This is a genomic window from Streptomyces sp. NPDC059989 (assembly GCF_042736975.1).
Classification (GTDB): Bacteria; Actinomycetota; Actinomycetes; order Streptomycetales; family Streptomycetaceae; genus Streptomyces.
In genome coordinates this window covers 53,386-75,948 of the sequence record NZ_JBHWUO010000012.1, presented here as the reverse complement: position 1 = coordinate 75,948, position 22,563 = coordinate 53,386, and the positions used below count along the sequence as shown (strand labels likewise).

The 22,563-nt window shown below is 70.9% G+C and carries 19 protein-coding genes; 8 read left to right on the top strand and 11 right to left on the bottom strand.

Annotated elements, in window-relative coordinates:
* Nucleotides 1-27: 27 nt before the first annotated feature.
* The 6 genes from ACFWBN_RS13255 to ACFWBN_RS13230 all read right to left on the bottom strand — a co-directional run bounded on the left by ACFWBN_RS13255 (nt 28) and on the right by ACFWBN_RS13230 (nt 7,657).
* Nucleotides 28-1,068, bottom strand: coding sequence for an agmatine/peptidylarginine deiminase (locus ACFWBN_RS13255; protein ID WP_385175316.1), 1,041 nt, complete (start codon nt 1,066-1,068; stop codon nt 28-30).
* A 104-nt stretch (nt 1,069-1,172) separates the two neighbouring features.
* Nucleotides 1,173-2,921, bottom strand: coding sequence for an urease subunit alpha (locus ACFWBN_RS13250; protein ID WP_385175313.1), 1,749 nt, complete (start codon nt 2,919-2,921; stop codon nt 1,173-1,175).
* The gene (gene ureA, locus ACFWBN_RS13245; protein WP_385175311.1) at nt 2,918-3,622 is read right to left on the bottom strand and encodes an urease subunit gamma; all 705 of its coding nucleotides are present in this window, start codon (nt 3,620-3,622) and stop codon (nt 2,918-2,920) included. The genes ACFWBN_RS13250 and ureA overlap by 4 nt, the downstream gene beginning before the upstream one ends.
* Before the next feature lie 401 nt (nt 3,623-4,023).
* Nucleotides 4,024-4,605 (bottom strand): TetR/AcrR family transcriptional regulator, encoded by a 582-nt coding sequence (locus tag ACFWBN_RS13240; protein WP_385175308.1) that lies wholly within the window; start codon nt 4,603-4,605, stop codon nt 4,024-4,026.
* A 125-nt stretch (nt 4,606-4,730) separates the two neighbouring features.
* Entirely contained in the window at nt 4,731-5,891 is a 1,161-nt protein-coding gene (locus ACFWBN_RS13235; protein ID WP_385175305.1) for an agmatine deiminase family protein, read from the bottom strand.
* A gap of 122 nt (nt 5,892-6,013) precedes the next feature.
* Nucleotides 6,014-7,657 carry a serine/threonine-protein kinase gene (locus ACFWBN_RS13230; RefSeq protein ID WP_385175302.1) on the bottom strand — a complete coding sequence of 548 codons (1,644 nt, stop codon included), beginning with the start codon at nt 7,655-7,657 and terminating at the stop codon, nt 6,014-6,016.
* A gap of 110 nt (nt 7,658-7,767) precedes the next feature.
* On the opposite strand from ACFWBN_RS13230, the gene ACFWBN_RS13225 reads away from it, so the two are divergent.
* Both ACFWBN_RS13225 and ACFWBN_RS13220 read left to right on the top strand, forming a co-directional pair.
* Complete coding sequence (locus ACFWBN_RS13225) at nt 7,768-8,370, top strand: TetR/AcrR family transcriptional regulator (protein WP_385175299.1); 603 nt, start codon at nt 7,768-7,770, stop codon at nt 8,368-8,370.
* A 178-nt stretch (nt 8,371-8,548) separates the two neighbouring features.
* Nucleotides 8,549-9,712 (top strand): agmatine deiminase family protein, encoded by a 1,164-nt coding sequence (locus ACFWBN_RS13220; RefSeq protein ID WP_385175296.1) that lies wholly within the window; start codon nt 8,549-8,551, stop codon nt 9,710-9,712.
* Nucleotides 9,713-9,766: 54 nt separating this feature from the next.
* Here ACFWBN_RS13220 and ACFWBN_RS13215 read toward each other — a convergent pair whose 3' ends face one another.
* Nucleotides 9,767-10,234 carry a hypothetical protein gene (locus ACFWBN_RS13215; RefSeq protein ID WP_385175293.1) on the bottom strand — a complete coding sequence of 156 codons (468 nt, stop codon included), beginning with the start codon at nt 10,232-10,234 and terminating at the stop codon, nt 9,767-9,769.
* A 255-nt stretch (nt 10,235-10,489) separates the two neighbouring features.
* Between ACFWBN_RS13215 and ACFWBN_RS13210 the strand changes: the two genes are divergently transcribed.
* Genes ACFWBN_RS13210 through ACFWBN_RS13200 form a run of 3 tightly spaced genes read left to right on the top strand, consistent with a single transcriptional unit; the run spans nt 10,490 to nt 14,492 of the window.
* Nucleotides 10,490-12,280, top strand: a complete 1,791-nt coding sequence (locus ACFWBN_RS13210; RefSeq protein ID WP_385175290.1) for a phosphotransferase — start codon at nt 10,490-10,492, stop codon at nt 12,278-12,280.
* Nucleotides 12,281-12,315: 35 nt separating this feature from the next.
* Nucleotides 12,316-13,509 (top strand): hypothetical protein, encoded by a 1,194-nt coding sequence (locus ACFWBN_RS13205; RefSeq protein ID WP_385175287.1) that lies wholly within the window; start codon nt 12,316-12,318, stop codon nt 13,507-13,509.
* A complete protein-coding gene (locus tag ACFWBN_RS13200; protein WP_385175284.1) occupies nt 13,506-14,492 on the top strand; it encodes a hypothetical protein in 987 nt (328 codons plus the stop codon). The genes ACFWBN_RS13205 and ACFWBN_RS13200 overlap by 4 nt, the downstream gene beginning before the upstream one ends.
* Here ACFWBN_RS13200 and ACFWBN_RS13195 read toward each other — a convergent pair whose 3' ends face one another.
* From ACFWBN_RS13195 to ACFWBN_RS13180, 4 genes are all read right to left on the bottom strand, one after another.
* Nucleotides 14,493-15,074: a DM13 domain-containing protein gene (locus ACFWBN_RS13195; protein WP_385175281.1), complete on the bottom strand. Its 582-nt coding sequence runs from the start codon at nt 15,072-15,074 to the stop codon at nt 14,493-14,495.
* Between the two features lie 310 nt (nt 15,075-15,384).
* Nucleotides 15,385-15,816, bottom strand: coding sequence for a hypothetical protein (locus tag ACFWBN_RS13190; RefSeq protein WP_385175279.1), 432 nt, complete (start codon nt 15,814-15,816; stop codon nt 15,385-15,387).
* A gap of 51 nt (nt 15,817-15,867) precedes the next feature.
* Nucleotides 15,868-19,884: a trypsin-like peptidase domain-containing protein gene (locus ACFWBN_RS13185; protein ID WP_385175276.1), complete on the bottom strand. Its 4,017-nt coding sequence runs from the start codon at nt 19,882-19,884 to the stop codon at nt 15,868-15,870.
* A gap of 69 nt (nt 19,885-19,953) precedes the next feature.
* Nucleotides 19,954-20,289 carry a trypco2 family protein gene (locus ACFWBN_RS13180; protein ID WP_385175273.1) on the bottom strand — a complete coding sequence of 112 codons (336 nt, stop codon included), beginning with the start codon at nt 20,287-20,289 and terminating at the stop codon, nt 19,954-19,956.
* A 209-nt stretch (nt 20,290-20,498) separates the two neighbouring features.
* On the opposite strand from ACFWBN_RS13180, the gene ACFWBN_RS13175 reads away from it, so the two are divergent.
* The 3 genes from ACFWBN_RS13175 (at nt 20,499) to ACFWBN_RS13165 (ending at nt 22,502) form a co-directional block, all read left to right on the top strand.
* The gene (locus ACFWBN_RS13175; protein WP_385175619.1) at nt 20,499-20,918 is read left to right on the top strand and encodes a nuclear transport factor 2 family protein; all 420 of its coding nucleotides are present in this window, start codon (nt 20,499-20,501) and stop codon (nt 20,916-20,918) included.
* Entirely contained in the window at nt 20,915-21,763 is an 849-nt protein-coding gene (locus ACFWBN_RS13170) for an NmrA family NAD(P)-binding protein (protein ID WP_385175270.1), read from the top strand. Before ACFWBN_RS13175 ends, ACFWBN_RS13170 begins: the two co-directional genes overlap by 4 nt.
* A 133-nt stretch (nt 21,764-21,896) precedes the next feature.
* Nucleotides 21,897-22,502 carry a TetR/AcrR family transcriptional regulator gene (locus tag ACFWBN_RS13165; RefSeq protein WP_385175267.1) on the top strand — a complete coding sequence of 202 codons (606 nt, stop codon included), beginning with the start codon at nt 21,897-21,899 and terminating at the stop codon, nt 22,500-22,502.
* The last annotated feature ends 61 nt before the right edge of the window (nt 22,503-22,563 follow it).

Below are 22,563 nucleotides of genomic sequence, written 5' to 3'. Positions count from 1 at the left end.
GTCCGCCGGGAACGGCCGGTTCTCGGGTCAGACGGTGCTGGCGGTGGCGGTCGTGGCCGCGGCGGGGCGCGCGACCGGGATCTGCTGGGTGATGCAGTGGACCCCGCCGCCGCCGAACGCGATGGCGAGGGCCCGCACGCCGACGACCTTGCGGCCGGGGTAGGCCGAGGCGATGACGGCGAGGGCGGCCTCGTCCTGGGGCACCCCGGCCACCGGGACGACGACGCCGCCGTTGGCGACGTAGTAGTTCAGGTACGACACCTCGATCTCGCCGTCGGCGAGGTCCGCGAAGGCCGTCTGCGGCACGTCGATGATCTCCAGCCGGCGGCCGCGGGCGTCGGTGGAGGCCTCCAGCACGGCGCGGTTGGCGCGCATCCGGGCGTAGTCGGGGTGGTCGGGGTCGTCGGGCAGGGAGACGACGACCGTGCCGGGGGCGGCGAAGGCGCAGACACCGTCGACGTGGCCGTCGGTCTCGGTGTCGAGGAGACCGCCGTACGGCAGCCAGATGACCTTGGTGACGCCGAGCCGGGACTTCAGCTCGGCCTCGATCTCGCCCCGGTTCATGCCGGGGTTGCGGTTGGGGTGCAGGAGGCACTGCTCGGTGGTGATCAGCGTGCCCTCGCCGTCGACGGTGATCGCGCCGCCTTCGAGGATCACGTCGGAGGCGATGCGGTCGACCCCGACGTGGTCCAGCAGCAGGGCGCTGACCCGGTCGTCGGAATCGAAGGGGTGGTGCTTCCCGCCCCAGGCGTTGAAGCGGAAGTCCACGCCGGCGCGGTTGCCGTCCCCGTCGAGGACGAAGAGCGGGGCGGAGTCACGGAACCAGGAGTCGTCGAGCGGCAGCTCGATGACGGTGACGCCGTCCCCGCAGCGGTCGCGGGCCTCCGCGCCGCAGCCGGGCGGGGCGACCATCGTCACGGGCTCGAAGGCGGCGATGGCGCGGGCGACGTTGGCGTACTCCTCCTTCGCTTCGGCCAGGACGCTCCCCCACAGGTCCTCGCGGGTGGGCCAGGCCATGAGGGTGCCTTCGTGCTCGGACCACTCGGCAGGCATACGGTATTCGGCCATCGGTGTCTCATTTCTTGTGTGGGCGGAGTCTTCCACCCGACTGAAAATTCAGTCAAGGCCTGAGGTGCGCGGATATCGGCTGGTGCGCACCGGGGAGGGGAGCCTCAGAGGAAGTAGAGGCGGTTCAGGGAGACCTGCTGCGCCGGTTCGGAGTGCAGGGGCTCTCCGTCGAGCGTGACCAGACCGGTCCGGGGGTTCACGTGGACGTCGCCGAGGCGGTCGTTGCCGACCATGTCCTTGGGGCCGATGCCCCGGGTCCCCTGCACGGCGACCCGGCGGCGCCGGGTGGCCATGGCGTCGTACGGGGCCCCGAAGGAGCCGGACTCGGCCGCGGCGCGGCTGACGAAGGCCACCGAGAGGTCGGCGGGGGCGGCGCCGTGGGCGCCGAAGAGCGGGCCCAGGACGAGGGGTTCGCAGGTGTCGGTGGCGGCGTTGGGGTCGCCGGTGACGCCGTAGGCGGGGAAGCCGGACTTGAGGACCAGCTGCGGCTTGGCGCCGAAGAACTGGGGGCGCCACAGGACGATGTCGGCGAGTTTGCCGACCTCGATGGAGCCGATCTCGTGGGCCAGGCCGTGGGCGATGGCGGGGTTGATGGTCAGCTTGGCCATGTAGCGCAGGACGCGGGCGTTGTCGTCGCCCTCGCCGTCCCCTTGCATCGCCCCCAGCTCGGCCTTCATCTTGCCGGCCATGGCGAAGGTCCGGCGGATGGTCTCGCCCGCCCGGCCCATGCCCTGGGCATCGGAGGAGGTGATCGCGATCGCGCCCAGGTCGTGCAGGACGTCCTCCGCTCCCATGGTCCCGGCGCGGATCCGGTCGCGGGCCATGGCCGCGTCGCCGGGCAGATCGGTCTTCAGGGCATGGACGGAGACGATCATGCCGTAGTGCTCGGCGACCGCGTCCCGGCCGAAGGGCAGGGTGGGGTTGGTGGAGGAGCCGATGACGTTCGGCACGCCCGCCATCTTCAGCACGTTGGGGACGTGTCCGCCACCGCAGCCCTCGATGTGGAAGGCGTGGATCGTCCGGCCGTCCAGGACGCGCAGGGTGTCCTCGACGGACAGGCACTCGTTCAGGCCGTCGCTGTGCAGGGCGACCTGTACGTCGTACTCCTCGGCCACCCGCAGGGCCGTGTCCAGCGCCCGGCTGTGGGCGCCCATGTCCTCGTGGACCTTGAACCCGCAGGCGCCGCCCTCGGCCAGCGCCTCCACCAGCGGGGCCCGGTCCGAGGAGGAACCCCGGGCCAGGAAGCCGATGTTGACCGGCCAGGCGTCGAAGGCGTTGAACCCGTGCCTGAGGGCCCAGGGCGAGTTCACTCCCACGCCCCAACTGGGCCCGATCTCCTGGCCGATGATCGTGGTCACGCCGCTCGCGAGGGAGGCCTCCATGATCCGCGGGGACAGCAGGTGGACGTGGGTGTCCACGGCGCCGGCGGTGGCGATCAGCCCCTCACCCGAGATCATGGTCGTGCCGGTGCCGACGACGACGTCGACGCCGTCGAGGGTGTCGGGGTTGCCGGCCCGGCCGATCGCGTGGATACGGCCCTCGCGGATGCCGACGGAGACCTTGCGGATGCCCAGGACCGCGTCGATGACCAGCACGTTGCTGATCACGACGTCGCAGGTCTCGCGGACCGCGGCGGCCTTCAGGTGCATGCCGTCGCGGGCCGTCTTGCCGAAGCCGGCGAGGAACTCGTCGCCGGGCTTCTGCGCGTCGTACTCGACCCGGACGGTGAGCCCGGAGTCGCCGAGCCGGACCCGGTCACCGGCGCGCGGGCCGTGCACCGTGGCGTATTCGTGCGGGTCGATGTGCCGGCTGCCGGGTGCGCAGTGGTCGGCGTGTCGGGTGGGTCTGCTCATGTCGCGGTTCCTTCTGGGGTGCCCGCACCGAGGTAGCCGCAGGCCGCGGCCCTGCGCAGGGCTACTTCCTTCGCGCCGGGGGCATCGAGGGGGCCGTCGACCAGGCCGGCGAAACCGATCGCGATCCGGTCGCCGCCGATGGGGACGAGGCCCACCTCCACGGTGGCGCCGGAGTCGAACCGGGTGGACGAACCGGCCGCGACGGCCAGGCGCATGCCGTAGGCGGCGGCGCGGTCGAAGTCCAGGCGCGGGTTGACCTCGAAGAAGTGGAAGTGCGAGGTCACGCTGACCGGGACCGCCGCGGTGTTGCTCACCGCGAGGGTCAGGACGGGGGCAGGTGCCTCGACGCTGTCCGAGGCGGGAAGTACGGCGCCCGGTGCGCCGTCGTCGCGGTCCGGCTCCCCGAAGGGCTCGCTGATCACCGCGAGCCGGGTTCCGTCCTCGAACACCGCCTCGACCATGACCTCGCTGACGATGTCGACGACGCCCGGCAGGACATCGTCCGGGCCGAGGACGCTTCGGCCTCGTGCGAGGGCTTCGGCGAGGCGGATCCCGTCGCGCGCCGCCTCGCACACCGTGTCGGCGATCACGGCGGTCGCCTCCGGAACGTTGAGCCGCAGGCCCCGAGCGTGTCGGGCCCGGGCCAGTTCCGCGGCGGTGAACAGCAGGAGCCGGTCGCGTTCGGTGGGGGTCAGGGCCATGACGCCGCCCACCGGGAGTGCGCCCCGGCGGTGGGGCGAAGGCCCCTGCCGGTCGAAATCATCATGATCATTCCTTCCTCCGGAAGGCGGGTACGGCGGGCCACTGAGGCCGGCGCTCCGCCGTCGGGGGGGGGTGCGTGGGCGCGGCGCACGGACCGCGAGGTGGGGGCCTTGGGTGCGCGGCGAGGAAGACGAGGAACGAGAGCGGGCGCCGGGTGCGGCCCCTGGGCGGGGCCGGGGTTCGTGGGCGGGCCCGAGCGGGGCCTACAGGGCCGCGGTCCGGCTTGCGTCCTCACTCTGGCATTGACTGAAAATTCAGTCAATAGATGGGGCGGCGAAAGATGCCGTCCCCTGGGAGGACAGGGTCGTGCGGGGTCGATCAGTGTCCGGAAACGCCCGGGTCAGTACTGCCGGAGTCCGGCCAGTTCGGCGTCGATCGCGCCGCGCATCAGCTCCCGCGCGTGACCGATCCCGGTGCCACCGCTGAGCCAGCGCATGCTGAGCCCTTCCAGCAGGGCGGTGAGCCGTTCGGCCGCGGCGGCGAGCGACGAGGCCGGCGCCATCGGCTGGACCTGGCCCAGCAGCGCGGCGACCTCCTGGACCCACACCAGGGTGGCCCTGGCGAGATCCTCGCGCAGCACCTCGTCGAAGACGGCGCTCGCCCGCAGTTCACCCCAGGCCGAGCTGTTCTCCCGCACCTCCGCGGTGTCCTGGAGTTCGAGCAGGAGCGTTTCCTCCAGCTCTTCCCGAGGGGTGAGCGGCGGGTCGTCCGGGTCGCGGTCCGTGGTGTACCGCTCGGCGCGGTCGTTGATGAATTCGAGGGTCTGGCGCAGGACCCCCGTACGGTCCTTGAAGTGGTAGTAGATCAAGGCGGTGGAGACGCCGGCCTCGGCCGCGAGTTCTTCCACGCGCAGCCCGCGGACCCCGCGCCGGGCGATCACCCGGGCGGCCGCTTCGAGGATCTGAGTGCTGCGAGACGCCATGACCCGCACCTTACCGGGGCGTTCCGGGGCGGGCGTACGCGGCCCGTCACCGGGCGTGCGGGCCGCTGCGAGGGTCGCCCGTCCGGCCATGGGAGGTTCCACCGGCCTACGGGGCAGGGCGGACATCAGACGACCGGCGGGGCGGCCGGGTGCGACTGGGTGGCGCAGTGGATGCCGCCGCCCCCGCCGGCGATGTTGTCGATGCCGATCTGGACCACCCGCAGGCCGGGGTGGGCGGCCTGCAGGATGGCGTAGGCCACACCGTCGGCATGGCCGTCGCCGAACCGGGGCGCGATGACCGCGCCGTTCGCGGTGTAGTAGTTGGTGTAGCTGGACAGGAACTCCGCTCCCCCGCCGCGGATGCGGCGGCGGTCGGGGCCGGGGAGTTCCGTGATGGCGAGGCGGCGGCCGCGGGCGTCGGTGGCGCTTTCCAGGGCCCGCTTGGTCACCTCGTAGACGGCGATCCACTTCTGGTCCGCGCCGGCTCCGGGCTTGTCCAGGATGACCCGCCCGGGGGCGGTGAAACGGGCCAGGCAGTCGATGTGGCAGTCGGTGATGTCCTGGCCCGCCAGGCCGGGCACCCAGATGACCTTGTCGATGCCGAGCGCCGCCTTCACGGCCTGTTCGACCTGATCCTGGCTCATGCCCGGGTTGCGGTTGGCGTTCACCAGCGAGCTGACCGTGGCCAGCAGGGTTCCCTCGCCGTCGGTCTCCAGCGAGCCGCCCTCGCCGACGAATCCCGCCCGGATCCGGGGCACCTGGTACTCGTCGAGGAGGATGCCGGCCGCCGCCGCGTCGTTGGCGAACGGCTGGGCGTACGGCGTGCCCGTCTTGCCCCAGCCGTTGAAGTGGGTGTCCACGCCCGCGACGGCTCCCGGGCCCACGACGAAGGTGGGGCCGAAGTCGCGGATCCACAGGTCGTCGTTGGGGATCTCGATGACGTCGATGGCGTGGTGGGCGCCGCGCCCGCAGCGGTAGCGGGCGTCTGCGGCCTGACCGGGGCGCGCCAGCATCACGACCGGCTCGAAGCGCGATATCTCGTACGCGACGTCGGCGATGTCGCCGCGGACCGCGTCGAGCTTGCCGCCCCAGACGGAGGAGAGGGCGGGCCAGGCCATGTAGGTACGGAGGTGGCGGTCGGTCTCCACGGGCATGCGCAGGGTCGGGGCAGCGGCGTCGCGGGTGGCGGCCGCCTGCGCGGTGGCCGGGAGGGCCGGACCGAGGGCCGTGAGCGGCAGGGCCGCCGCTCCGAACCGGAGCAGCCGACGGCGGGTGGTGCTGGGCATGTCCACGGGTCTCCCTGAGGGGTGAACGGGCGGGATGACTCGGCATCCTTGCGCTAACTGAAAATTCAGTCAAGCCGCGAGCGACACCGAGCGTTCTGCACCATGGGCCCGCGTGAGGGGCTTCAGCTCCGGCGGTACTGGTCCACGGCGATCGTGACCGGCCCGTCGGCCGCCGCCTCGACCAGTCGCACGATCGCGATCTCGCTCCGGTCCGGACTGCGCACGCAGAACGGCCGCTCCTTCGCGAGCACGCCGAAGGGCAGGGCGGCGGCCGGTCGCGTTTCCATGCCGTGCACGCAATCGGCCGCGGTCAGCTCCCCGGCGTCGGCGTCGGCGACGAAGGCGTCCGATTCCTCGGACGGCACGAACGCCTGGCCCTCGCGCGCCAGGTACCAGGTGGCCGTCTCCGCGGCCACCACCTTCCCCGCCTTCAGATCGAACTCGTAGCCGGAGTCGGGGGCGGTGAGCTCGGCCTTCGAGTAGCCGGGCAGGAAGGCGGGGGCCGTGGGCGGCGTCGATCGGACGGCGGGGCCCGCGTCGGGACCCGCCCCCTCCTGATCCGGATCGTCGAGGTAGTACACGGCTCCGGCGCAGGCCAGCAGGGTGGCGGCGGCCGCCAGGGCCACCGCCGGCAGGCGCCCCCGCGCCGCGCGTCCGGACGCACGGCGGCGGGCCCCCCGGGCAGGGGCCTCCGCCGCCGCGGGGGCGGGCATGGCAACCGGCGCCGGTGGGGCGACCTGCGTCGGGACGGGCATGGGCGCCGGGACGTCGTGCGCCGCCGGGGCCGAATCCGGGTAGGCGGCCGGGGCCGTCGGGGCCCAGGAGTCGACCCCGGCAGGCGTGGGGGCGGGCGGGGCAGCCGGGACTCCGACCTCGTCCCGGACCGGGCGGGGCAGCCAGCCGTCGGTGAACTCCGGCCGGGGGCCCACCATCGGGTGCGCGTGCACGAACGCGATCAGGTCGACGGTCGCAGGGCGGTCCCCGGGGCGTTTGGCCAGACACCACGAGATGAGTCCGTGCAGGTCATGCGGCACGCGGCTGAGGTCGGGATGTTCGTGGACGACCCGGTACAGGGCAGTGGACTCCGGCCCGTTCCCGAAGGGCGTCGCACCGCTCGCCACGTAGGCGGCCAGCGTCCCGAGCGCGAAGACGTCGGTGGCCGGTGTCACCTGGAGACCCAGGGCCTGTTCGGGCGCCATGAAGGCCGCGGTGCCGATCCGCAGGCCCGTACCGGTGAGCGCGGCGGCGTCGGCGGCGCGCGCGATGCCGAAGTCGATCACCCGGGGGCCGTCCCCCGCGACCAGTACGTTGGCCGGCTTGAGGTCCCTGTGGACGACGCCCACCCGGTGGATGGCCTGGAGCGCCTCGGCGATGCCCGCGACGAGCAGCAGGACGGTGCGCACCGGCAGCGGTCCGTGCCGGCGCACCACCTCATGGAGCGAGGGGCCGGGCACGTACGCGGTGGCGAGCCAAGGCGTACGGTCGTCGACCCCGGAGTCGACCACCTGGGCCGTGAACAGGCCGTGGATCCGGCGGGCGCTGGCCACCTCCTGGGCGAAACGCTCGCGGAACTCGGGATCCGCGGCGAATTCCCTGCGGACGGCCTTCAGGGCGACGGGGCGGCCACCGGGCGTGTACGCCAGGTAGACCACTCCCATGCCGCCGGCGCCGAGACGGGCGTGGAGGCGGTAGCCGCCGATCTCGTGGGGGTCGTCGGCGGACAGCGCCGTGGTGGTGGGCTGTACGCCGGGGAGCTGCTCGGACATGCGATTGCTCTTTCAACGATGCGGCAAAGACCTGGGCGCATCGTGCCGCTAACTAAACTTTCAGTCAATGTGTGACAATGCGAGACGCACACGGCTGGAGGGATCACGCAGTGACCGACCGCAGACGGGCCATCCTTGAGGGAGCCGCACGCGTCATCGCACGTCAGGGCGTCCGAGGGCTGCGGGTGGCGGACCTGGCGGCCGAGGCCGGCGTGTCCACCGCCCTGGTCTACTACCACTTCGAGGACCGGCCCGGCATCCTGCGGCACGCCCTGGCCTTCATCGGGGACCGGGCGGACCGCTACACCGCGACGCTGGAGGGCGGGCCCTCGGCCCGCTCCTACGATCCGCGCCGGCTCCTGGAGCAGACCCTACTGATGGAGTTCCAGGACCTGCCCGAGGTGCGCGAGAACAGCACGGCGTGGGGAGAGCTGCGAGCCCACGCGGTCTTCGATCCCGAGCTGCGGGACGAATTGGCCGCGGCGGGTGCCGCCTGGGTGGCGGAGGTCGCGGCCCCCCTCGCGGAGCTCTGCCCCGCCGCGCCGCACGCCACCGTCACCGCCGCCGCGGAGCGGCTGACCGCCCTGCTGGAAGGACTCAGCGTCCGCTGGCTCAGCGGACTGCTCCCCCTGGAGCACGCCCGCGGCCTGATGCGCGAGGCGATCGGAGTGGAATTGGGCCGACTCGGTTCCCATCCGAAGCGGTTTGACTGAATTTCCAGTCAGTGCCAGAGTGGCGACACCTGGCCGTATCGCCTTCCGCGCATACCGGCCGTTCGCGGTGCGAGCGCGCACCCTTGTCCGTAGGGACCGGTTCGTCGTCCTTCGACACACCCCCGCGCCCGCCCTGGCCGGATGCACCCCTTCCGCCAGTCCACGATCGGAGTTCCCCGTGTCCTTCCTCGTCCCCGCCCGTCGGACCGTCCTTCGCACCCTCGCCGGAATCGGCGCGGCCGTCCTGGGCTCCGCCGCCTGCGGCCCTTCCGGGGCCGGAGCGCAGGCCGGCGCGACCGAGGGGCCCACTCACCCCGCCTCCGCGGGCGGCAAGCGCCGGCTGGGCGCCGAGTGGGAGAGCCACACCCGTACCTTCATGTCCTGGCCGGCACTGTCCTCGGTCTGGGAGAGGGACCTCCCCTACGTACGCGAGGACATCGCGCGGATCGCGCGGGCCATCGGCGAGTACGAGGCGGTCGTCATGATGGCCCGGCCCGATCAGGCGGACGCGGCGCAGCGGGCGTGCGGCTCTCAGGTCGAGGTCATCCCGCTGGCCGTCGACGACCTGTGGGCCCGCGACACCGTCCCCGTCTTCGTCGAGGAGGGCGGCAAGGTCGTCGGGGTCGACTTCAACTTCAACGGCTGGGGCAGCAAGCAGGAGCACAAGAACGACGGGGCGGTCGGCCGCAGCCTGCTCCAGAAGTACGGGATCCCCCGGGTCCAGGCCCCCCTCGTCGCGGAGGGCGGATCCTTCGAGCCCGACGGCGAGGGCACCCTGCTGATCACCGAGAGCTCGATCGTCAACGACAACCGCAACCGGGGCAAGAACAGGGACACGATCGAGGCCGAGCTCAAGCAGACCCTGGGCGTCGAGAAGGTGGTGTGGCTGGCCGGTGTGCGCGGCGAGGACATCACGGACGCCCACGTGGACAGCCTGGTGCGCTTCGCCGCACCCGGTGTGGTCCTGCTGGACCGCGCGCACCCCAGCACCCCGCCGGACTCCTGGTCCCGCTCCGCCGACCAGGCGAAGTCCGTCCTGTCGAAGGCGACGGACGCCCGCGGCCGGCGTTTCGAGGTCATCGACCTGCCACAGCCCGACCTGAACAGGATCACGGGCGACGGCGACGACTTCGTATCGACCTACGCCAACTTCTACATCGCCAACGACGCCGTCTTCATGCCCAAGTTCGGGGACCGCAAGGCCGACGACCAAGCCCGCGGCATCCTCCAGGAACACTTCCCCAAGCGGGACATCGTGCCCGTCGCGATCGACACGATCGCCTCGGGGGGCGGCGGCATCCACTGCTCGACGCACGACCAGCCCGGCAAGCCCGCCGCCTGACCCCACGTCGCAGCCGAGCCCTCCGCGGCCCTCCGCAGCCCTCCGGATGAGCGACTACCGAAGACCGTCGGCGGCCATGCCCATGAGCCGGGCGAGTTCCTCCCGGACGAGTGAGCCGCGGCGCTGCAGATCCTCGCCGTCCTCCGCGTGGTGGAGATCGGATGTGATGTCCAGCAACCGGTTCGCCAGGCTGATCAAACCCGGGTCATCAGCCAGCAGTTGCAGCCGGAACATGGCATGCCAGGCGACTGTCCGACAGAGATGCGCCTCGGATCTCGCCTCTCGCACATCGGGCTCAGGAGAATGGGCGCGGAGCTGTTCCCAGCGAACGAACTCCGCCCTCCGGTAGCTCATGATCGCCTTGGCGAAATCGCCGTACGCCACCATGCGGTCCTGCCGGAGCCGCTCGGAGCGGGCGAAAACCTCCGCGCGATGCGCCACACGGCTCTGGAGCAGATGATGTGCCACTGCGCCGGCCAGGGTTCCGAAGATCGCTAAACCGGCGGCGGCGAGAGTCTCCATTCGTTCAGTTTTACAGGCTGACAGCCCACCCGTGGGCGGGAGTTGCCTACCGACTCAACGATCTTTTCGCCCTGCTGACACACCCGTCGTCCATGGGTAGGCTGACCGACGGAGCCCGTCGCATGTCAATTGGCTTCGCCGATGTCACAGGGGGGTCTGTTGCGCATCATCGGGCGGCACTCACAGGTGTCCACGGGCGACGTCAGAAGACTCGTCAGGAGCGCTTTTGAGGCTACTCGTACAGGTGATGCCACTGTGACGGGTGATCACCTGGTGCGCCTGCTGCCGGGCGGATACTCGGGGTCCCTTGTGGCGTTGATCTGGACGGACCATCTCGAACCCATAGTCCTCAAGGCCGGACCCGTTCAGGAAATCGAAGCGGAGCACGGTCACCGGCAGAACTACACCGGGGGCGACCCCTGGCTGACGGCGCACGGGCTCGATGGCGTTCACGGCCCCATCGAGGTGGAGGTCGACGATCGGCCGGTGTTGTGGGCGGCGATCGCATACCGCTACATCGGCGGTAAATCGTTTGAGGAGCTCGACAACTTCAGCGACGTCGAGCGGCTCGTCCAGGCATATTTATGGAACGCGAACCGCGATGAATCACCTTCGGAACCGACCGTCCGAGAGTGCTTCCGGACCATCGCGGCAACATTGGCGGACGGTCCGTCCGACGCCTCCACCGTCAGCGCGGCTCCCCTGATCAAGTACCTTCCACCCGTCCAATGGGAGACGGGGATCCTGGCGGCCCTCAACACGGCCCGCTCGTTCTGCCCCGACCTGCCGGAACTCATCGGATTCCACGAGTGGTGGGAAGAGAGCATCGCCTCCGTCAGGATCGCGCCGGTGCACGACGACCGCCTCCTGCACGGTGATGTCCGGTTCGCCAACATTCTGGTCGACTCGGTGCATTCCGATGTGCACTTCATCGACTTCGGCAGCGGCCGCCGAGGGCACGTCTTCGAGGATTTCGCCCGGTTTGAAATCGATCTCCTGTTCCGTGCGACCCCACGAGTCGACGGCGGTGACGGCGCCCTGGACCGGTCCGCCCTGCTTGAGTCGGTGGAGTTCCTCCTGCGGGACGAGTTGAATCTCGGTAAGAGGGCGGAGAAGGGCAACCGCCTGATGAGGTGTCTCGACATCTGGCATCAGGTGATGTTTCAGGCCTTCCCCCAGATGACACGACCCGGCGCGCTCGTCATGTACAGGTGGTTCCTGCTTCGGGAATGCCTCAAGAGAACCCGGTGGACGAGCGGTGCGATGGCCGGGGACGAGGAGCCGGACGCGGCATCGCTCATTTACACGATCTGCGCCCTCCGGCAGAGCCTCTCCGGGAAGAAGCCGGCCGGAACATGGATCTCGACCGCTCCGCAGGTACTGGCCTCCACGCTCCACTGCCGGGCGGCATTCGTCCCCACCCGCGGCTCGGAACGCCTCGTCAACCAGAAACGGAACGAGGCCAAGAAGGCAGCACTGCGCGAATCTGCGGCCAAGATTTCCACGGTCCGCCTGCTTGCCGAAACCGGTCAGTCGTACCTCTCCGCACGAGGCGCCTTCAACAGCGAGATCCGTGACGTACTTGCCACCGGAGCCGGCGTGATGGTCGCCATCTGCAATCCCCACGCTCCTGAATACTACGGCCTTTCGAAGGCCTACGAGGCGACCGGTGACATCGAGCAGCCGTTGAGTGCGATCCTGCTCCGAAAATCGGAGGAGAGCATACGCGGCTACCGTGCGCTGCGCGAGGAATTCGGCTCCCTGATCGAAGTCAGACTGTGCCGCTTCGGGGTGGGGGCCACCATCCTCCTCACCGACCAGGCGGCCTTCTTCGAACCGTACTTTCGCACGCGGCGGACGAAACGGGAAACTCTGCTGTTCGATTCCTTCGAGCTTCAATTCGATTCGTCGGGTCTCCACAGTGCGACCCTCCTTCAGGAGACCTTCGATTTCCACTGGAGGAACTCGGATCACATAGACGATGTCGCGGCCCGCCCTGCGGGATACGAGGCCCTGCGTTCGGCGTTCCTCAACCTGTGGAGGTGACCGGTCCCGTGGGGGAACCACAGCAAACACCACCGTTGATCGCCGAACACGACACGTGGATCAGCATGGACCCCGTGGTCGGCTGTCCGGCCGACTGCGGCTACTGCTACCTCGGCACCCTGGGCCTTCGCGCGACCAAGCCCCGGATGAGGGTGACTCCGCAGCGCATGGCCCAGGAGCTCCACGGCTACTTGAACGGGCGCCGCGCCACGCTCATCGACCCCCTGGACGACCCCACACCGCTGTGCTTCGGAAACTACACCGACATGGCGATGACCAAAGACAACGCAGCGATGATCGTCGCCACCATCGAGGAGTTGTCCCAACTCATCCCGCCGAGGCCGACCGTACTCATCACCAAAGCCGCGGTGAGTGAAAGCCTGGTTGCCGAACTCGACGCGCTGGAATGGCCCATCGTGTGGTTCTTCAGCCAGTCGTTCGCCAGGGACCAGGGGATCGAACTGGAGCGGGGACGGATCGCCGACTTCGAAACCACTCTCAGGAACGCCCGCCTGGTCAGCGCCTCTCGCCGGCAGTCCGCCGTCCACTTCTGGCGTCCGTTCGTCCGTGAACTCTCCCACCCCCTGGCCGACTATCACACGGTGGTCCACCGCCTTCGCGACGCCGGCGTGCGGGCTTCCGTCGTCGCGGGGATGAGGCTGGGGCCCGGCGTTCCTTCGGACGACCCGCGCGTGCTCGCCCACCTGCCGTCATGCGCCGAGGCGAAACCGGACCAGCGGGAAGTGTTCGATCGGGCAGGATGGAAGGAACTGCTCGCGGCGGCCAAAGCAGCCGGGTACCCGGTCTACCGACACAGCTCGTGTGCCCTGGCTCTTGTCCGCTCCGCGCGCGAGCAACTGGGTACCTGGCGCACGGATGTATTCACCGACCGCTGCATCCCCTGTTCGTGCCCCGCGCCGCAACGGGCCAGGTGCGGGAAGCGTCGCATGGCCGAGGCGGATGACACCGACGCTGCCGACGACTTCTGCGGACGCTTGGCCGCGTTCCTCGACGTGAGCCGCGACGCCGTCTCCTTCGACGCGAAGACGGGATGCATCGAGATCTTCGCGGATGTATCGGATCTCGAATACAACACGATCCTTCATGCGGCGTCCGGCAGGTACCTTCCCGTCCTGAAATCGGTCGGCTTCGAGAGGGCCTGGCAGAGCGCATGGTCCATCAAGGCCCGACAGCTGCTCGAGGACCAGCCCACGGGCGGTCCCGAGTGACGTCCAAGCGCGTTCCACCGATCACCTCCGCGACACACGAAGACACGTATCGCCGGGTCGCACGCCTCCGTTACGTCACGGGTTTCGCCACCACTTATGGCGAGGAGGCCGATCCCCGGGTGCCGGTTTTCGCACGGATCTGGCACGTCCAGAGAGTGGCCTCCGTAGCCAAGAAGCTCTGCTCCATGATGAGCGGCTTGGACCGCGCACGGCTCGGCAAGTTGACCTGGTGGCACGATCTGAACAGGTGGCCCTTCGCGCACAATGCGGAGAAGGGGAACTTTGACCAGGCCGAGAACGTCCGAGAGTACTTCTCGTCCTTCGTGGATTGCACGGAACGGGACCTGACGGACCTGCAGGGCATCCACACGAAGGATTCCACCGCTCTGACGGACGAGGCACGGGTCGTTCTGGTGGCGGATCTGCTCACCGGAATCATCGAGGATCCCCTGATGGCCGTGGCCGGCCTCAATGTGAACCCCCGGTTCATCCCCTCCGAAGTCGAGGAGACGCTCGGCTTCTCCCTCCACGAAGATCCGTGGCGGCGCCCATGTGTCGACCTGGCGACAGAGTTCCACGGTGCCGATCACCCTTCGCCCGCACGCTTCCAGCAGCGGTTCACAGCGCTCTTCGACGGACTCGTGAAGGAAGTTCTGCTCCTTCACCGGTGCGCGGACCCGGACGACAGCCTTTCCGTATTCGCCGACATCGCTCAGACCGTCCGGGAGACGTTCATCCGCCCTGTCATTTTCCCCCTGAACAACGAAAAGATCTGCCATGCGTCGTGGCTGCGCCAAGAAGTCCTTCCTTGGTACTTCGAGCACGTGGCCGACGCGCGTCAGCGACTGCTGCAGATCGATGAGCGCGGCTTCGTGGCAGAGGTCGTCGGCATCCCGGGTTCGCCTTACGCATCGCACCAGTTCCATCCCGACGTGGGATACGTGTCCCGCGAGGAACCCGAGATGGCCTTCATCCGGGGTTGATCACGCCTTCGCGAGGGCTGCGGCTCCGAACGAGACGTCGAAGCGGTCGCACCAGATGCTCACGCTGGTGTACTGGGAAAGGTCGATGCCGGAAGGCAGCTCGTAGTTCTGATCGCCCTTGTTTCCCTTGAGCTTGCCCAGGGTGACGTACTTGCCGTCGTCGAATACCCGCCAGCCCGCCACGCCCTCCTTGACCGGCGCGTCGCTCAACAGCACCCGCAGATCGGGCCCGTTGCTGGTGTCGAGGTTCTCCAGGCGCAGTGTGTGGGAGCCGTCGGGCAGCCGGACGATCTTCACCGACCCGGTCGTCGCGTGCTCGTGGCTGATCAGCTCGCCCGAGGCGACCGTCCGCGGACCGGCCGCGGCCGACGGAGCGGAGCCCGCTCCCGGCCGGGCCGAGCCCGTCGCGGCGGGCAGTGCCTCGCGCACCGTCTCGTTCTGCCACAGCTTCCACGGCTGGAACCAGTACAGCCCCGCGCCGAGCACCACCGCGACCGCGATCACCGCTCCGACCAGCAACCGGCCCCGCCGCCTCGTGTTGCGCACTGTCGTACCTCTCCCTCGTGGACTCGTCCCACGCATTCAACGCGGTGGAGGCAGGCGGCACCACATCCCCACCGGTGACGAAACCCTTACGTCCGCGCCCGGGAACCGGCCGCGTACCTGCGGGTTCCGTAACGTCCGAGCGGGGTGAAGGACTGGCGACCGTCGCGAGGGTGACGGCGCCGACCGCGGCCGCGCCCAGCAGGCGGCCCGTCGCGGTCGCCGTACGGGCATCGTGGAGCCGGCCGGAAAACCTCGGAAGAGGGACACGCAGTCTCATGCGCCCATGACACCCGCAACCGAGCCCGCACGGGGGCCTGAGCGCCCTTGTGAAACGCTGACGCCTGCCCTACGCGGTGGGGGACTTGGGCCGGGACCCCGGTGTGCGGCTGGGGACGATCAGGGGCATGGGGCGGGTGCGCGGGCCGGGCGCCAGCCACCGGAGCAGACCCGTCACCAGGCCCGCCAGGTCACGTGTGCCGACGACGCGGAGCGTGACCGCGTCGCTGTGGCCGGAGGCGGCGCCTCCTGTTCCCACCACGGTCAGGCGGTAGAGACCGGGCGGGGTCCGGCGCGACGTACCGATCGACATCGGCGCCTTGCCCTGCGCGTCCATCGCGCCGATGCGGACGCTGACCAGCGGATGGGTCGAGAGCACCGAAACGTGCACCCCGGCGGGGTCCGTGCCCGTGATGCGTATCGTCGCCGCGGCGGTCGAACCTGCCGTCACCGTCAGCGCGCGGGGCTGGGCTACGAGTTCGAACGCGTCTTTCCCGGTCATGGCTGACCGCCCTTCTTCCGTAGCGGAGTGCAAGGGTGGCAATGCGTCAGTTCATTCCATTCTGGCGCGAATCTGGCGGTTGAGCTGCAGTTCCTCGTCGTAATATCCCTGCGGTACATGGGGCACCAACTGCTCGTACACCTGTATCGCTTCCTGTGCCGCACTGCGCGCCTCGTCGCGTCGGCCGTTCGCCTCGTACGCGCCGGCGAGCTGTGTCAGGTTCACCGCGAGGGGCGCCAGATGGAGAGCCGGTTCGGCGGCGGCCAGGAGCCATCGGGCCTCCGCCGCGGCCTCCAGGGCGGCGATCCCTTCCGCCGCGCTGCCGAGCACCAGCAGACCGATCCCGCGGTTGGCCTCGGCCGTCGCCCACAGCGGCAGGAACGTGAGGGGCTCGGCGGCCGCCAGTTCATCGAGGAGGTCGGCCGCCTCGGTCGTGGCCTGCAAAGCCTCCGGATAGCGGTCGAGCGCGGCGTACTGCGCGCATTGGGTGATGAGTGTGTTGGCCAGGCCCGCGAGCGCCAGGCCGGCGGACTCCCCCGCGGCCGACTGCCCGTCCACGAGCCGCCGGTAGCGCACCACTGCCTCGGTGGCGGCGGCCAGAGCCTCCCCGTGCTGAGCCAGCTGCGAAAGCACCACCGCCCACATGGTCAGCGCGGCGGCCAGCGGCCACGCTGCATCGTCCGGGTGGGTCCGCTCGTGCCTGCGGAGCAGTGCGAGGCCCTTGCGGACCCACCGGGCTCCTTCGGGTGCCCGGCCCGACAGCTGTAGGGCGTGGCCGAGGCCGACCAGGCTCTGGGCCAGGGCCATGCCGTACTGGGTCGGCGCCTCACGGGCCAGCGGCCGCCAGAGGCCGACCGCCTCCTCCAGGGCGGCCCGGGCCGGGTCCGCCACCCCCGCAGCGTTCAGGCGCGTGCCCTGGGTGTGCAGACAGGCGGCCAGCTCGGCCGCGTACCGCTCCGGGTGCGTCCGGTATGCCTCCCGGAGGAGGCCCACGGCCTCCTCCAGTGTCGTGAACGCCTCCTGGTGGTGGCCGGACTGGCCCAGTTGCGAGGCCTGGCCGGTCAACTGGGCGGCGAGCACGGGAGCGTACGCGGCAGGGCGGGCGGCCATCAGGTGCCGGGCATGGGCCACCGCCTCCTCCCTGACGGTGGCGGCCTCGTCCCACGCCATTGCGGCGTGCAGGATGTCGGCGAGCTGCGAGAGCGCGGTGACCAGTCCGTGCCGGTAGGCGTCGGGTTCCTGCTCGGCTGCTGCCCGGTGCAGTGCCACAGCCTCCCCGGCCACCTGCCGCGCGGTGTTCCGGCTGCCGAATCGGGACAGCAGGGAGGCCTGGGCGCTCAGCCCGACCGCCAGGGCGTACACGCTGTCCGCCTCGTCCGGCCGCATCCTGTCGCGCAGCAACCGGTTGCTCTCCGCCATGTCGGCCAATGCCTGTTCACGCTGCCCGGCGGCGGCCCGGATCACCGCAAGCCGGCCGAGAGCGAGCGCGAGCCGGCGCGGACCGTCGTGAACGTGATCGGCCAGTTCCTCGTTCAGCCGCCGCAGCAGCCATACGGCCGGCTCGGCCAGGGGAAGGGCTTCCTGGTCCCGGCCGGTCAGCTCTGCGCGTACGGCGTGATCCAGCATGGTGTCGGCGACCTCCGCCAACAGGTCGATGCTCTGCCGCCAGTCAGCGTCCGGCCCGGTGTTGTCCACGCTGGTCACCGCTTTGAAGGCCGCCCAGGCGAACCGCAGGGCCTCCAAACCCACCTCTGCCGCCTCGACGGACTGCCCTGCGCTATCGAGCCGGTGGCTCAGTACGCCCAGCGCCCGCAGATATCCGAGGACGTCGGTCGGCATGCGGACCACCGTGCTGCCGGGTGAGCCGGCATCGGCATCGGACAGCACCGAAGGACCGATGAATCCCGTTCGGGTTCCGGTCCTCGCCCCGGCCGGCACGGGAATGACGGGGGCGCTGCGCTGGTACTCCAGCACGACCAGATGCGCGACGTGGGCCGACCAGGGGGCCAGTACCTCGCTGGGTCCCGGTATCTGCAGGGACAGGGAGAGGAGGGCCCCGAGGTCGCGGCCGGGGCGATCGGCGATCTCCCACAGGGCGGCCAGGAGGGGACCGGGCCGCTCGGTCCGGGTGGCGGTACGCATCGCCGGTACGGTGAGGACGTCCTCGTGGCGTGAACAGAGGGCGGTCAGACCGGCGTCGAGCGCGCCGCGGAACACCGGGTGTGCGGCGGCCCTGGCGTACACCGTGACGAGCTGGGCGGCCTGCCGGTCGGTGCAGAGCACCATGAGCCGGTCCGCGAGCTCCGGGTTCGCCGCGAGCCTGCGTCCGACGAAGCGCTCGGCGAGCCGGTCCGGTTGCAGGCTGCCCCAGGGCTGTCCGGCGAATTCGGGCGGGTACAGGCCGGCCAGCCAGCCGTGGGCGCGATCGGCACTGCCGAGCGCCGGGATCCGGCCCAACAGGGTGTCCGCTTCGGAGCGGTCATGGGCCCCGAGCAGGAACGCGGCGGTCAGGCTGTCGGTCAGGGCCGGGGGCAGCGCGGCTTCGGCGCGGCCCAGGAGCCCCGCGGCGACCGCGGACCCTTTCCAGTACCGGGTTTCGTGGCGGAGCAGGCGGTCCTCCACACCGTCCGCTTGCTGCCGGGCTGGTCCCGGGTCGGGGCCTGGCGGGTCGGCGGTGTCCAGGAGATCGGCGAGTGCGGTCATGTGCAGGGTGAGGGCCGAGCCGTCGCCGAGGCGGCCCGCGGCGGGGTCCGGGAGTCCGGCGGAGATCACCGCCCAGTCGTGCTCCTGCTGCCCGGGCACGCGGGGCAGGGCGCCCGCCAGTGCGCCGACGGCTTCCCGGTAGGCAGCCCGTCGGCCCTCCTCGCTGTCTTCCAGGACGGGGAGCAGGGCGGTGCGCGCCCCTTCGAGGAGGGTCTCGGCCGTCTGGCTGGAGGCCGCGAGCTCCTCCCACCACGATTCCGCGGTCCGGGCCAACAGCAGGAGTTTGAACGGCTTGTCGGTGACCCGGGCGGCCGCCGCGTCCAGGAGCGCGGCGAGCTGTTCGATGCGGGTCTCGGCGTAGTCCACGACGAGGAGCAGGGGGCGCGCCGAGTCCTTGAGCGCTTCCAGGTCCGCCTCCCGCGCACGCACCCCGGGCCACAGGACGACGTGGCCCCGTGCGCCCAGCAGGGATCCGAGGTGGTGGGCCAGGCGGGTCTTGCCCTGGCCTCCCGGGCCGTGGACCAGGGTCGCGCCGAATCCCGGCTGCCGGGCCCAGGCGGTCAGCTGGTCCAGCAGTTCCGTCCGGCCCCGGAACGGCACCACGGCGTTCCGGGCGAGCAGCAGAGCGGCAGGTGAGGCGGAGGGTCGGCCTCCGGCGGCGGCGAGGGCGCCGGTGTCGGCGAGCCTCTGCCATTCGACCGGCAGCAGCCGTTCGGCCCACCCCCGTGCGTGGCCCGGGGGCGGACCCGTGTGCGCGTCCAGCGCGGCGCGGAAGTCCCCGTTGTGCATGAGGACGTAGGCCGGGACGGCCTCCAGCTGCCGACGGCGGTGTTTCGCCGGGTGCTGGGCGATCACGCCGACGAGCAGATCGCCGCTGAACAGTGCGGCTCCCGACAGGCCGCCCCAGGGCGAGCCGGCCGCGTCGGGGACTGCGTCCAGCGGATCGTCCAGGTTCATCACGTACCGGTTGCCGACCATCCGGTCGCCGGGATTGATGCGCCCGGTCGGCTGCGCGGTCTCGGCGTACTCCGCTTGCTGGAAGGCGTCGGGCAGGCCCCAGGCGCGACAGGGAGCGCTCTGACTGTCCGTCACCAGGTGTCCCCAGCGGACCGGCCGGCCCGCGGCCGGCACCCAGGTGGCGGAGGTCACCTGGACGAGGGCCGCGTCGTCCCGTCCGCCAGGGGTGCCGCGCCACACCACTCGTCCGCGGAAACTCCCGGAGCGGCCCGGTAGGAAGAGGTTCGCCTCGTCGCCCGCCGGGCCCACCACATGGGCCGAGGTGAGGACGAGGTCCGGCCCGACCAGATATCCGGAACCAGGACTTCCGCCCGTGCGGCGTACGCCGACGATCCGTTCCCTGTCCATCCACTCCCCCTTGCGGCGCGGACCCCGTCAGCCGGGCCCGATGCTGGTTGAAGGCGGTGCGGTCCCCGGTCAGGCGCAGGGTTCGATGTACCCGGCGGTCGCTCCCGGCCCTTCGGCCCGCCCGGCCGAACCGGCGATGAGCAGGTCCCCTCCGCCGGCCGCCTGCGGGGTCACGGTGAACTTCACCCGCTGGGTGGTGGCCCTGGCCGCGCCGCCCCCGGCCTCCGCGCTCACCACCCACGCCTTGAAGCCGGCCCGAGCGGTGGCGTCCACCCGCATCTCCAGGGCGAACTCCATCTCGATCGGGCCCACTTTGAACTCGACGCCACTGCCCGCGCCACGCGCGGCCGCCTCCATCAGCTCCGCCCTGATCACCTCGACCGCATCGGCGAGTTCGACGTCCATCAGTCCCCCAACAGTCGGATTTCCGGCAAACGACACGGACGTCATTCCCCCCGTGCGCACGCTCCACGCCCTCCGCCCCAGGGCTTTGCCGAGAAGCGCGCAGACCGATGCTTGCGAAGCGGACCGGCGGTCCGTACGCTCTCACCTATACGGACTATCGGTCCGCTTTTCTTCCGTGCCCGAGCAGAACGGAAGCCTCGATCGTGACCATGTCCATGACCGCCTCGGAGTTGTACCGCCACGGTCTGCAGCTGCTGCTGGAGAAGGACATCCCCGCCTGGGTGGAGCTGTGGCACGAAGACGGCGTCCTCGAGTTCCCCTTCGCACCCGAAGGGTGGCCCCCGCGCCTCGACGGCAAGGCCGCGGTCGGCGACTACATGCGCCACTACCCCGACCACGTCGACGTCCACGACTTCCCCGACGTGAAGATCCACCAGACCACCGTCGCCGAGACGATCGTGGTGGAGATGCGCGGGGTCGGCCGCCTGGTGGAGACCGGCACCCCCTACGACATGACGTACATCGCCGTGGTCACGGCCAAGGACGGTCGCATCACCTCCTACCGCGACTACTGGAACCCGCTCGCCGTGTCCCGGCCCGGCGCCGACTTCGCAGGAGCGAACCGATGAAAACCCCCGCCGCCACCCTGGTCATCGGGGCCACCGGCACCACCGGCCGCCGGGTCACCGCCGGGCTGATCGCCGAGGGCCACCGCGTCAGGGCCGCCGGCCGGAACGCCACCCCGGTGGCAGGCGCCGAGGCCGTCCGCTTCGACTGGAACGATCCCGCGACCTGGGACGAGGCCCTCGACGGCGTCGACCGCGCCTACCTCGTCCCGCCCATCGGCTCGTCGGACCCGGCCGCGGTCATGCTGCCCTTCCTCCGCCGGGCCCGCGCGGCGGGCGTGCGCCGCGCGGTGCTGCTCAGCTCGTCGGCGATCCCCGCGGGCGGTCCGGCGGTGGGCCAGGTCCACCAGGCCCTGCCCGGCCTGTTCGAACAGTGGGCGGTGCTGCGGCCCTCCTGGTTCATGCAGAACTTCGCCGACGCCGCCCCCCACGCCCGCAGCATCCGCGACGAGGGCGCCATCATGTCGGCCTCGGGAGAGGGCCGCGTCGGGTTCATCGACGCCGAGGACATCGCCGCCGTCGCCGTACGCGCCCTGACGGACGACCAGGCCCCCAACACCGACCTGATCCTGACCGGGCCGCAGACGCTGAGCTACGCCGAGGTCGCCGCGACCATCGCCGAGGTCACCGGGCGGCCCGTGGTGCACCGGCAGCTGACCTTCGAGCAGCTGCGGGACCGCTGGGCGGCCGAGATACCGCTGGAGTTCGCCACCATGCTGGCCTGGATGGACCGCGCCATCGCGGAAGGGGCCGAGGACCGCACCTCGGACACCGTCCAGCGCCTCACCGGCCGCCCACCGGGCACGTTCCGCGCCTTCGCCGAACGGGAAGTGCCGCGCGGCAGGTGATGTGCGGTGACGATCCACCGTTGCGGCGCGGGACCGTGCACGAGCTCGAACTCGCCGCGCGCCGCCACCCGGGCGCCCTCCGTCCGGCGGCAGCGCGTATCTTCGACTGGCCCGACGCCCAAGAGGAGGACCTGTGACCCAGCGCCCGGAGCGTGCGGACGCCCTGCGCAACCGAGAGGCCGTGCTGGCTGCCGCCGACGCCCTCTTCGCCGCCAGCAGCAGCCCCCACGGCGTGTCGATGGACGACATCGCCGCGGCCGCGGGCGTGGGCAAGGGCACCCTGTTCCGCCGCTTCGGCGACCGCGCCGGCCTGATCGGCGCCGTGATCGCCTCCCGCCTCGAACCCCTGCGGCAGGCCGTGCAGGAGGCGCAGGACGCGGCCGGGTCCTCCCCGCGGCAGCGGGTGCTGGACCTCCTCGACGCCTCACTGCGTTTCAAGATCGAGAACCGGCGCCTGATGTCGGCCGCCGAGGACGCCGGCCTCAGCAGCCCCTACCAGGCCGAGCACTACGGCTGGTGGCACGAAACCCTCCGTACGGCACTGGGCCAGGTGCCCGGCGTCCACGACGCGGACTTCACCGCCCACGCCCTGCTGGCCGCCATCCGCGCCGACCTCGTGGCGCACCTGATCGACGACCGGAAGATGACGCCCGAGGGCCTGCGGTCCTCCCTCGCGGCCCACATCGACAACGTCCTCGGCGGCGCCTCCGGTCCGCGCGGCACGCGCAAGGAGGCGTGAGCGACCGCTCCCCGGCGGGCGGCCCGGCCACCACCCGAACATCGGCACGGTCCCGTAGGCA